The organism is Methanocorpusculum sp. GPch4 (assembly GCF_012062385.1).
In the GTDB taxonomy this organism is placed as follows: Archaea; Halobacteriota; Methanomicrobia; order Methanomicrobiales; family Methanocorpusculaceae; genus Methanocorpusculum; species Methanocorpusculum parvum.
In genome coordinates this window covers 14,224-27,139 of record NZ_SIJA01000010.1, presented here as the reverse complement: position 1 = coordinate 27,139, position 12,916 = coordinate 14,224, and the positions used below count along the sequence as shown (strand labels likewise).

6 protein-coding genes are annotated in these 12,916 nt (G+C 43.0%); all 6 read right to left on the bottom strand.

The features are described 5' to 3' along the window. Positions 1-256 (bottom strand): hypothetical protein (locus EYA77_RS00595; RefSeq protein ID WP_167815558.1); only part of this gene is annotated, 256 nt, incomplete at its 3' end. After that, entirely contained in the window at positions 253-615 is a 363-nt protein-coding gene (locus EYA77_RS00590) for a hypothetical protein (protein ID WP_167815557.1), read from the bottom strand. The genes EYA77_RS00595 and EYA77_RS00590, both read right to left, overlap by 4 nt. A 1,200-nt stretch (positions 616-1,815) precedes the next feature. Further along, a complete protein-coding gene (locus EYA77_RS00585; protein ID WP_167815556.1) occupies positions 1,816-4,623 on the bottom strand; it encodes an ATP-binding protein in 2,808 nt (935 codons plus the stop codon). A 217-nt stretch (positions 4,624-4,840) separates the two neighbouring features. Beyond that, a complete protein-coding gene (locus EYA77_RS00580; protein WP_167815555.1) occupies positions 4,841-5,905 on the bottom strand; it encodes a DUF2971 domain-containing protein in 1,065 nt (354 codons plus the stop codon). Beyond that, a complete protein-coding gene (locus EYA77_RS00575) occupies positions 5,905-8,832 on the bottom strand; it encodes a DUF1156 domain-containing protein (RefSeq protein ID WP_167815554.1) in 2,928 nt (975 codons plus the stop codon). Before EYA77_RS00575 ends, EYA77_RS00580 begins: the two co-directional genes overlap by 1 nt. Next, positions 8,833-12,399, bottom strand: a complete 3,567-nt coding sequence (locus EYA77_RS00570; RefSeq protein WP_167815553.1) for a helicase-related protein — start codon at positions 12,397-12,399, stop codon at positions 8,833-8,835. Positions 12,400-12,916 lie beyond the last annotated feature (517 nt).

Sequence of the window (12,916 nt, the reverse complement as noted above, 5' to 3'; positions counted from 1 at the left end):
CGAGGGTGTTGATGATCAGATCAAGCGTAGGGGTCGCGTCGTAGTCGGCGAGGCTCCAGATCCGGTTTTTGGTGTTTCGGTTTTTGGGATCGCTGGTGCCTGCGGAACCAGGGGTTCCAGAGGATCCGGTCGGCCCGGTGGGTTTTTCTGGTCTCGGGTCGAATCTGTTGTTGCCTGTTCCCTGAAACTGTTTAGACGCTGGTTTAGGGCAGGCATGTTTTTCGCGAATGGTTTCGCTGTTTGTGGTTTGTTTCATTGGTTGATTCCTGTGATTTTTGCTAAGTTTGGGTATTTTTCTTTGAACTGTGCGATGACATCCAGATAGAGATCGGGATGTTTCTGATAGAGGGCATCGAGACGGTTTTTGATAGCGAGTTTTGCGCTTTCCCGGGTATCGAAGAGATAGAGGAAGGCTTTTTCGCTTTCGATGTCGCCGAAGTAGGTTTGATGGATCTGGTCGGCTGAGCAGGTTATGGTCTCTGAGCTGCCGGCATCCCTGAGGACGTTTTCGATGAAGTCGACGATCATACCGGATGCGTCTTTGCCGAACTGTTCTTTGAATTGGTAGAGGACAGGGGCTTTTGCTTCGGGGATGTAGATTTTGTAGTCAGGCATAGATCTGATGGACCTCTTTCATGTGTTTACGGATGAGTCCGAGGATGATCCTGGATGTTTCACCGTGTCGGTACGTTTTTGCAAAGGCGTCAAAGAGGTGTTTGTCCAAGTCGCCTATGTAGAGAGTAAATTTTTGTGATATAGATCTCACTTCCTCCCGGATGACCGGGATCTGACAGAGTTGGTAGCATTCTTGCTGACAATCTGCTAACAAACTATTTCGCAGAAGGGTATTTGAGTGTTTCGGAAAATGCGATATTTGCTAGCAATTTGACAACAAAACAGGGGTGGTGAAAAACAGGGGTCTGATGATGAAAAACGACTCGATTTGTATTCGCAAATAGGTATTTCGATTCCAGAATCGACTTTCGGTGATCAATTTTGATGAATTTTTTGTGATTATTTTTGGTGGGTAAAAATCGAAATCGACAGGAATGGGCGTATTTTCGGTTTGGCAGAGTCATTGTATATAAATTATATACGTGGACGTCCAGGAAAAACGATAACCCCCCTCAGACTACGTCCTTACGGTCGGAAAAGCTTAAATATGATTTGTTTTTGTTTTTGGTTCGATCTCTCTCTCTCTCTCTCTCTCTCTCTTCTGTACTGTACATAAAATAATAATAATACAACTAGACGTCTAAAAAAAAAGTGATTGATGAGCATTTTTTTCTTCCCGTATTTACTTACTTACGGACGTAGTCTCCGGGGGGTCATCGAATTTTCTGGACGTCCAGGTTGGTATTTTATATAGGATGAGTGTGTTTGGAGGGAAATACGGCAGGAATGGGCGTATTTTTTGTTTGAGGGGGGATTTTTGTGTGTGTGGAAGGGGTGGATTTTGATGGGAGGATGGTGTTTTTGGAGTGGAAATGGTGGTTTTCGAGTGGAAGTGAGGTGGTTTTTGGGGTTCGGGGGACAAAGCAGATGTACTTCGATTTCTTGTACGGCATTCGTTTTGACACATGAGAAAAACCAACCGCGAATCGGCGCGAATCCCGCCCTTCGGGCTCCCAGAATCGGATTTGCTTTTCCTCACTCTCGCTCGTTGGGTCTAATCGACCCAACGGCTCGTCCCTTCATCGGGAACGTTCGGGCAAATCCTGTCGCCGCCCCAGCGGCTCCTTTACGAGGTTTTTCTGTTTATGGAATAAAAAAAAGGATATATACCTTATACTCAATCTGTCAGTTTACCACTATTCACTCTTCAGCAAAGTTTGTATTCTCAGTATTGAATCCAAGTTGCTTGGTATTTTCTTTAACTGTTCTTTGTAAATCAGGTCCAAATCCTTTTCTATCAACTGCCGTTATTTCAACCTTGATCGAAACATCTGCTCCTAACTTTGTGAATTGACGAATCACTTCTTCAGTGATATTCATCATGTCATTGGCGGGAGTTATAGGATCTAGTTCTACAGAACCATAGAATCTTTTCATTAATGGCCCTGTAATGATTGGTTTTGGTGGCAATGTTCTCGTCGTTAGATCGACTTGGCCTGGTTTAGGGATTACAGGCCCTATAATATCAACCGGAGGTTCTACCGGTTTTAATGATTTTTGATATTCTTCAGCAACAATCGGATCAATGAGTAAAACGGCTTTGTCTTTGATGTAATGTCTTTCAGAAGTTCCAAACCTGAAATCTGTGTATTTTTCGTCTTCGAATCCGTATGCGATTCCAAAGAAGTCTTTTACTTCCTGACCATCAGCAATCGCAGAGTGAAGAACACCTTCATTGGATAAACGCGAGAAATAAAGATACCTGCATGAGTTGTCCCAGAACTCTTCTTCAGTTACATGGTGTTTGTTGTTCCAATACCATTTCCGAAGACAAGAGTTGAGATGGACCGGAGCCCATTCATGTATGATATACTCTTCATCCTGCAAATTTTTCTGTATATCACGTACAGGGTCATGACTTCCAGAATTCAATAGAAGCTCTTTCCATTCAAAATCCTTCGGGACTTCTCTGCCAACACATATAATTTCTGGGATCAGTATGTGTTTGTAGCATTCACGAACACTTTGCTTGGCTGTTTTTGCGCTGAATACTGCTTTATCTTTTGCATGCTTAGATTGAATACTATCCAATACAAGCGCTTGTTTTTCATAATCTTCAACGATAGATTCCCATGCAAGTTTCGAAACGATATGATCTTTGAATCTGCTGACACAATTTTCCTCAGCAGCAAGGAAGATGAGACGATTCTGATATTTTCTCAGTTGGATCCCATGGGTCTCTAAGACACTTTTTGCGTATGGTTGTGCGGTGCTGAAGTTTATGAGTTTGTTATAGTTTTCTCCGGGCGGAAGAATTACAAGACGCAGAGATTTGTCGTCGGGTATGTCTGAACTTTGAGTGAATATATGGACTGCTTCAAATATTCCAGACGGTTTGAATACATCTTTAAGAATTTTTTTGATTTCAGGGAGGATCGTATCATCAAGGTTGAAGCGTTTTTTACGCTCTTCCATTTCTTTGATTAAGTTGGGTTTGATGTCAAACCAGTATTGATCCTCACCAATATTGAGGTAATGAAGTTTGTTGCTCAGTTGGTCAAGAGCATCTGAGTAAATTGCGATCGACTGTTCTGGCTGGACAATTCCAAGCATGATCTGCTTTTTGTCAATTCCGCGTTTGAGTCTGTTTTGGCTTCCGGGAGCGGTTCCAAGGAAAATAGTCCGTGCAACTTTCCGGCAGGCAAGTTCTTTTCCAAGTCTTGGCTGGGCAGAGTCGAGTCGGTAAGCTTCAGAACGTTCTCCATCGATATCTCCATCAATTACAGGGTCCCATCCTGCATCAAGGTATGAAAGAAATTCAGTTTTCACATCATCGTCTAACGGGAGGTTTCCTGGCATAATGAGGAGATCAGAGTTTCCTTCATTCCAAAGTTCAGAGATGATCTTTGCCATGAGTTTGAGAACACCGCGTGTTTTCTGGAACGTTGGAAGTGATGACCAGTCATTATAAAGTCGGTCAAATAATTCTGGATGGATAGGGTAAGCATTTACCAGACTGGTGAGGTATGTGCTTTCCTGAGTTTCAGGCGGAAAATGTTCAGCGTTCTGAATGTAATTGTCTGCAAACGCTTTGCAGATCTCTTTTCTCACGGCGTCGCCTGTGATCGGTTTGAAGAGTCTTCTTCGCACTATTTCAAAGGATTCCTGAGTTTCAACTGGTCGCCAAATGCTCTGGATACGGCCAAAGTAGTGGCTTACGGTGTTTAATGTATCTATTCCGTGTTCATCTCCAGCCTCTTTGTCAGAATTTGGAAGTGAGGCTAGTAATATTGCGTTTGGGACCTGTTTGACTGCTTCAGTGAGGTTTTGAATGAAGGAGAGATTTGAGTTGTATGTTCCACCTAAGTATGATCCTGTAGATCTGAATTGTGATATGTATCTGACGAGTTCGTCCATTAAAATGACGGCTGGCCCATAATCTGAGAGAAGTTTTATGAATAAATCTTTTGAAGGAGTAGTTCCTTCGAGATCATTTTGTTTTACCAGTTCGTAGGCTTCTATTCCGCCGAGCTGGTAGGCTAAATCACCCCAGAGTGTGTTGACTTTCAGAGTTCCATAGATTATTGGCTGGCTTACGTTCTGATTTGTTCCATCGATCACAACTACTCTGGATTTTGGGAGATCAAATATCTGGAGTTCGTCGAGTATTTTTGAAAGTCCGTTTAATGAGGTGAGAGGTTTTTCCTGTTTGGCAATATGGAATATCGCAAGGAGACTGTGGGTTTTTCCACCGCCAAAGGAGGTTTGCAGTTGTATTACTGGATCTCCTCCTGTTCCGGATATTCTCCTTAAGACTGATTTTATGAGGTCTTCCATGCCTTTTGTGATGTAAGTCATGGCGAAGAATTTTTCAGGATCGGTGTATTCTTTGGATGCAATCTTTTTCCGGACGGCAGATATATCGGCTGCAAATTCTGCCTGCTGGAAGGTTCCAGTACATACGTCGTCGCGGGGTTCTGCTATTTCTCTCCAAGGTTTTAGTGACAATGTTCTCCTCTCTCTAAATGGATAATTAATACGTTATAGTCTGTGAAATCTTATAGAGGTATGGGTTAATGTTGGTAAATAACTGATTTAGTCTGACATATTGATCAAATATTTGAGCGAGAATAGACAAGTCCTCTATTTTCAGAGGGATCCGACATTATCCCGGGAAACACAGAGTTAAAAATAAACAGACTCTGATTTTGTCAAAAAGGTGATATTACCGGTAAATTTCCTGATAGGTATTTGGAGCATCGCCTTTTTTCAACAATACAACTGGCACATTTACTCTCTTTGCGAGTCTCTCTACTCTTCTCCGAGAGTTTCGGGAGACTAAAGAACCGAGATAGATCTTACTTGGTTTTATGAATGGATAGAGAGAACCATCTTCACTACCAATACCGCCAATTACCAAACGCCATTCTTTTTCCTGACAATACAATATTTTTTTCGTGAGAAGAATCGGGAGTATCTGGGTATTCCAGTATTCATTATCTTTATCTATATCTTCATGGATGAGATCGCTCATATCTACAATCTCATCAGTATAGTAAACTGGACACAGTTCTTTTTTTTCACGTGCAGAATCTTTGAATTGAGTCATATCATATTCGAAACACATGCCCTTCCCATTATCAGCATAATTTTGCCACATGTAATCAGAATATTTGTCAGTAGTAAAACATCCAATTGCTAACCTTTCATACATCCGATCACGAATGCTTTTTTTATAATAGGCTATTTGGCTTTCAGCATTTTTGGATAGCTGCGTAAAAACCTCATTTGTATCCGAAATCCCTTTATTTTTTGCAACGTCACTAGCAAGTGATTTCAACCGATCTAACGTAATTGGACACCCATCCAGCCTTGAATTATCTATGAGGTTGTGTGTTTCCTTTTCTCCATAATAATCTTCCAGATATTTTCTGATTTCCTGAATTAAAGCATATCTGTGCAATGCTTCATCAGAAAAATAGATGACAGAGTCCACCTCTTTTTCTAGAGGAGGTGATGACCCATCACTATCTGAGGTTGTGTCAGAAGATTTATTGGCAAACTTGTAAGGATGGGATAACCAAATTGGATGATTTATGAATTTTATAAATTTAATATAACGTTCATCTAAGGTATTACAGTTTTTATCGTTTATCGTTCGATATCGATAGAGGATTTTAGGGATCCTTGGTGTTTTTTCGGAGAGAACGCTATCAATATCAGCATCTTTCGTTTTTCTGAGATCATCAAGAAACTCTTTTACCCACGGCTCATTATAAGGGTCAGTCATTACTTTTCATCTGGTTTTTTTAGGGTTCCCAAAGTAAATGGCAGTGTCAACGGGATGGAAAACCCTTCCAGTGTTTTCTGCCCAACTTCCTTTTTCTTACTGGGTTCGCGTGCGATTTTAGCATCTCCGCCAGGGCGTTCTTCAATGTTTTGCCATGAGGCGGTCAGTTCATTGTAATACCGTGCATCTTCAGCCCAGCCTTTCTGTTCGCATATCTGATAAAGTCTGGTTGCGAGAAGATTTATGGACTGAGACATACGTTCGATCTGACTAAAGAGTCTGCCGGCTTTTGCGTCTCCGCCTTCCTGATGAGCTTTTACTAAGTGATGAAGAGCTTCCCATACCGGAAGTCTGGAATCTGTTTCCGGGTCCCAGTTGTCAGGATACTCGGTAAATCTGAGGAGTCTGACATTTCCTCGGCCTGATTGTAATACACCAGCCTCCTGTAAGCCAGAAATGGACGTTCCTTTGGCTGTTGCAAGAACTTCAGCTTCCCCGTATTTTCCTTCATTCCATCCGTTCTGCTCGAACCAGGATTTACAGAATTTTGTATCCGCATCGAGTTCGTTGTCGTCCTTATCAAGATAGGCACTGAGAACTTTGTTGATGAGAAGTAACGCATCATGCACACTCATCGTTGATCCGTTTGCTTCAAGGATCCCGGAATATTTGGAATAGATCGCCATCCCGGGGCCAATCGCGGCCTGTGCCAGATCAACTGCAGAGACTTTGAAGTCTATTTTGTCATCAAACTCAACACCGGTCATCAGATTCAGATCCTGCGGTAATCTGATATTTAATTCTTTGATGAATTCTTTCCGGGTGATCTTTGGAGCATTGGCTTCACGTTTACGGCAGACTAGAATGATGGCAGATGCTAATGAATTTGAATCTTGAGCATTCATACGGCTTCCTCGCTCAGTTCGCATAGGCCAGGTCCCGGTTATGGCAAAACCAGATCGCATGACTGCGTCAAGGAAGGTTTCCCATCCGGTAGATACCGTCCCTTCTTCTTTTGTTTCAGCCTGTTTGAATGCATAATAAATTGTTACAGGAAATGCAGGATGAGATAAATTTGCTATATTTGTTAACGCTTTACTCATCATATTCATGAACTCTTTGGAAGCATTTTCTTTCGAGCCAAAACGATGTGAGGATGCAATAATTTCTTCTTCTTTTGGAGTTGCTATCGTTTCAAAAAGATTAGGGTATAAACTTCTGAGTGAACGCCTCATCCACACATAAAAAAAGTCTGAGATATCCCCAAACATAACAACATCATAGTATGGAGGATCCATTGATATGATTTTGTTTTGTGATATTGTTTGCTTTTGAGCATCAGCCTGACATGCATATCCGGATTCGTTTCCAGGAAGTCTTTCGACAACTTTCCACACCCAGTCAACCATTGCCATCCAGTTCCCTGTTGAATCTGAAAATGGATTGGTCTCAGCATATCCCCAAGACATTGCAATAGCCTGACGACCGAAGGTATTTCGAATTGTTTCTCCAGTACTAATCCATGTGCATACTGATGACCAGTAGTCGGCACATTTGTCGAGAACAAATGCAAGATAGGTGGCAAGTCCCAGGGCATACTCTTTGTCAACTGTACCCTTTGAATCCGTAGAGATCTTATGGATCACCTCCGGGATTAAATCGGAAAATGTACTGAGGGCAACTAACTGACGTCTGGAAAATATATCACCAAATGAGACCATCCCATATATAGGTGGTTTAAAATCACGGTGCTTCTTCGGAAGTTCTAAGGTTGATTTCCAAACATCAAAGTTTTCAGGAAGGAGAACTCCATTTTCTGCATCAGGAGACAGATAAATTCTGCCTTTGCTTCCTTCACAAACAACAGCCATTAATCGTTCACCCATCCTTCCGGCTTGAGCTTCAGAGCGAATATATGGCAAATCCATTGATGAACCAGACATAATACAGACTCCGCCTTTCCGCCCTACTGTTCCCTCCTTCAATGTGGGTTCCCCTTGTGTTCGGACCACAAAATCATAACCTGAGTTCCCATCCCGAATTACCGGCTCGACCCAGGTCTTCTGCTTAACGGAAATAGTAAACGAATTAACTAAAGGAACATCAATATTTGCAAACGCGGGATTCGGACTCTTTACCGTTCTTGCCCATACCCATGCAATGACCGTTAATTCCTGACCAACATATGGAAGCAGATCAGGTCTGTCTTTGGTCATCTCTTCCGTGATCTTCACTTTTGGATACAGATGGCCTATTCGTTTGAATGCCTCTTCACGCATCCAATTACCGTAATATTTGATATCCTCGGCAAGTCCTGTGCAGCCTTTCCATGAAGAACTGATCTTCTTTGAACCAGGATTGATCGGAGCATGACCAGCACACTTCGGCGGGATCTCGATCATCGCCTTATTTATCATCACGGCGACCGGGTTCAGATCAGATGCATACGCGGTCAAACCTAAACGCTGCATCTCTAAAGGAATTGCTCCGCCTCCGGCAAACGGATCATGACCTGCCGGCAAAACATCAGGATCAAAAAGTGTTGAAGCCTCAGGGTGATCCTTGTTCGCCTCGCACGTCTCCACCCAGCTCTTCCAGATCTCGTTCCTTGCCTCTTTTAAAATGCGTTCATTATCCGAGTTTTCCCACTTGACCATCTCACGAATGATCCTGAAAAGTTTTTTTCGCTGATTCGCATACATTCCGATCTGCTGAGGAGTTGGATTCGGGTTATTCCAGCCGGGATCATTCACCATCTGGCAAAATAAAACCGCTCTGGCAGCAGCCAGAGGACGCCTTGCCCACCACAAATGCAAAGTTGACGGATGACCGTGACGAATAGATTTCTCTCTGGCAGATTCAATATTTATCGCATCCAGAGGAATAGAGGTCTCGATCAGCTTCTTTGGTTTTATTATTTCTGTCATTTAAAACTCCTTTGAACGTGCTAAAAGCTCTTCCACATCAAAATTCTGGCTCACCACATCAAATGCAGGTTCCTTCGTAAAAGGCTCATGAATATACCTTGGCTGCATGACCACGTCACCATCCACCCGCACAATTGCCAAAATAAACTTCTCACGCTGATTCAGACCATACATGATCTCATTTTTGGAAACAGTTACAACCGGACTATCCATACCTTTACCCTTCACCTCAATATGTCTTTCATCAATGATCATTCCCGAACCATCTTTCTTCCGGGATGTGATATCCCACCCGCAGTTCTCTTTAGAAACATCGGTCGTCTCATACCCCATCGACTGCTCCTTAGCAAAAACCGCCTGCATACCAAACTCCTCGATCTTCGATCGGCAATCAGGATCGTTCGAGTAATACGACATACTGCCCTCACGTAAAAAGGCAAACAACCCAACCGGCAAAACAATGCAAGCGCCGATCACCAAAGGAGTCTGGGATACAACATCCCTCTGAGAATCCAGATCAGCCTCACGAACCTTAAGCCGGTCACGCAGACGCTCGATTTCACTCTTCACCTTCTCAAGACTTGGGATCGACCCTCCCTTGCCCCGTCTCACATCAGCCTCAAACCGGGCTCTCTGTTTTGTAAGATAATCGATCTCCTTTAAAAGCCTCTCCCGGATAGCACATTTTGTCTTATCAATATCCTCCTCACGCTTGCGTCTGATCTCATCAAAATGATGGGGAACCAACTCCGTATTCGCATAAGACAAAGCTTTTCGCTCGACATCATCCCCGATCCATGACATGGAATATCCATCCAGAACATTATCCCTATCCGCTCCTGATCTCCAATCCTCACCACATTTTTCTTCAATGAATCTCTCCTCCTCCAAAGTCAAAGACCTCAGATCCAGATGAGGTGCAAAACCTGCATCCATCGCCTCCCCAAATTCATTCATTTTCACAAACTGAAATCTTCTGGAAATCACCTTTGAAAGATCATTACTCTCAGTGATCCGATGATCAAGAACATAAAGAATAGAAGGGGTATGTCCATTATCCAGCGGGTCGACAAAAACTGCCCCCTGTTTCAAAAGACCGCCGTATTTCTCGAGAATGATACTCGTAACTGCCCGCATCAAAGGATGACCGGGATGCAGCATGACAGCCTGCTTATTCTTACCCTCAATATCCTCCTTATCAAAACACACCCTGTCATACTTATGAACAACTGGATTTCTGTCACGCCTTTCACTATCGATCAAAATATGATCTCTCTCCAAAATAGAACTTGGAACATGTGAGATCTCATAACGTCCCGTCTCACGCTGGTTAAGTACTCCCCCCACCTTTGAAAATGCATTCAGGAAATACGACCGCACAAAATACGGCTGAAGTTTCCTTGCTTCTGCCTTCTCCATCTCCTCACGAACTGCAAATACACGCTCCGGACTCATAATATCCTGAGTCAAAGCATTTCGCCGAATCAGATCCTCGATATGTTTTCTATCCAAAGCACCCTCGACCTTCTCCTTTAATCTCGCCTTGGTTTTCGGGTCTTCACCATAACGAATTGCTTCTAAAAGCAGATCTGCCAAAGACCTATCCTCAAACAAATCTCCCAAAACATCAAACACCTTACCGCCAAGAGCCTGGCGTTCAACCTCCAACTTTGCAAAAAGCGTTGCAAAAACATCCCCCTCACGGGTATCCTTTGCAATCAGATTCCACAAATAACAAACTTCTGTCTGACCAATACGATGGATCCTTCCAAACCTCTGCTCGATCCTGTTTGGATTCCAGGGCAGATCATAATTGATCATCAGATGAGCAGTCTGCAGATTCACTCCCTCTCCTGCTGCATCGGTTGCAATCAAAATACGCACATCCGGGACATTCCGAAACTTCTCCTGAATTTCCCTTCGGCTCTCACGCTTCACCCCTCCATGAATAACAACCACCTCTTCATTTGACCCAAGCAGATCCGTGATCCGGTCCTGAAGATAATTCAGAGTTGCTTTATATTCAGTGAAAATGATCAGCTTCCTCTGTTTCCCATCCTCTCCTCTCATTTCAGGAGTATTCTGCAATAGTCTGGACAACTCATCCCATTTCCGGTCTTTCTCGGATAAAACAAGTTGATGAGCCTTCTCCTCTAAACCCTCAAGAGTTTTGATCTCATTCTTTAACTCTTCCAGACTTCTGGCTGCCGTTGAATTATCTGTGATCTGATCTATGCGCTCCTCATATTCATGACCTGTTAAATCATCAAACAGATCATCTTCAAACTTACTATAATCTGATTTTGTATAACCAGCCATCACATCTGAAACATACCCCCTGCTTTCTTTACCCTCTTCCCAATCTTTCTGTTTCTCGATCAACTTTTTCTTACGATTCTCTAATGATTTATGAATTGCTTCCGGACTAGAAGCAAGACGACGCTGAAGACTCGTTAAAGCAAAACCGACATTGACTCTCTTATTTTTATCCAGCCGCTCAGCCTTATTCATCTCTTCACGGACATAAAGCGTAACATCCTCATAGAGTTCCATCTCCAGATCAGATAGCTCATAACTTGCCGTGACCGCTTTTCGTTCAGGGAAAAGACGTGTGCCGTCAAACTTCAGCAGATCCTCCTTACACATCCTTCGCATCACATCAGAAACATCTGCTCTCTCAGCAGCACCGCGGATTTTTGCATAGAACCTGTCCTTATCCAGCAAAGAAAGGAATAACTGGAAATCCTCTTCTTTTCCATTATGCGGAGTCGCTGTCATCAAAAGAAAATGCTTTGTGTGTGAACTCAGAAGTTCACCAAGCCGGAACCTCTGTGTTTTCTTCACATCAGATCCATTTTGACTTGCAGACATCTTATGGGCTTCATCAACGATCACCAGATCCCAATTAACAAGTTCAAGTTTTTCCAGGAAGTCTTCATTTTGTTTCAACTGATCGAGTCTTGCAATAAGGCAGTTATGCTCTTCAAAAACATTTCCACGACACTGTTCATTCATTTCATTGGAAAGAATTCTGAACTTCAGATTGAACTTTTCATCCAGCTCATCTTGCCACTGTTCAACTAAAACACCCGGACAGACGATCAATATCCTTTCAATATCAGATCGGGCGATCAATTCACGAATCAGCAGACCTGCCATAATAGTTTTTCCAGCTCCCGGATCATCCGCCAGAACATAACGCAAAGGCTGCTTTGGAAGCATAGACTCATATACGGCCGTGATCTGATGGGGAAGAGGTATGATATTGGAAGAATGAACGGCCATATACGGATCGAAAAGGTGCGAATTGGCTATGCGCTGTGCTTCCATAGCCAGTTTAAAATCATCGGCATTTGCATCAAAAGCAAAATGTCTCCCTTCAATTGCTAAAGAATACTTGTCCTCATCACGTCTGAATAGCTGCCTTTCTTTTGGGATGCCATCATCCAATTTGTAATATATGGTGATTATGTCGGGAGATAATTGTTCAACTCCAATGATTTTTGCAATTTTACCGGGGAAAATCCCCTGAATAAGGCATCCAGTTATGATTTCTTCTAATTTCATTTCACACCATTCCTCATCTAATCATCAGCACTTTATGGAGAGCGTAATTATTGGTAATAGGTTTTTACAGGTATTAAGAATGATAGTTTTCATAGATTTGCATTATTCAATTTCATCTAAAACCCCCTAATGAACGGAAAAAACTTGATCTCAAATAAATTGGAATCGACGGGTCGTATTTTTTCACTGTCTCACGCTCAACCAAAAAATGATCTGAGAAAACACAGATCTTCACACAGACGAAAGAAAAACCCGCACGAAAGCGAAGCGGAGAGCAAACCACAGGTTTGCGGTTGACTTTTTCATGTGTCCACATCCAGCCATACTCCTTCCAGAGCGTCACACCCCACACGATTCCTCCGCCCCTGTCCCCCCAACACCAAAATACTATTTTCTCCTCACAGGAGCCGCTGGGGCGGCGACAGGATTTGCCCGAACGTTCCCGATGAGGGATGAACCGGCGGATCGATAGCGGGTTGGACGCTGAAAGCGGACGACCTCAGCTGAGCAAGTCGTT

Bases quoted from the DNA above. Each gene is read 5' to 3' on its own strand.
- EYA77_RS00570 (WP_167815553.1), bottom strand. From the start codon at position 12,399: ATGAAATTAGAAGAAATCATAACTGGATGCCTTATTCAGGGGATTTTC.
- EYA77_RS00575 (WP_167815554.1), bottom strand. From the start codon at position 8,832: ATGACAGAAATAATAAAACCAAAGAAGCTGATCGAGACCTCTATTCCT.
- EYA77_RS00580 (WP_167815555.1), bottom strand. From the start codon at position 5,905: ATGACTGACCCTTATAATGAGCCGTGGGTAAAAGAGTTTCTTGATGAT.
- EYA77_RS00590 (WP_167815557.1), bottom strand. From the start codon at position 615: ATGCCTGACTACAAAATCTACATCCCCGAAGCAAAAGCCCCTGTCCTC.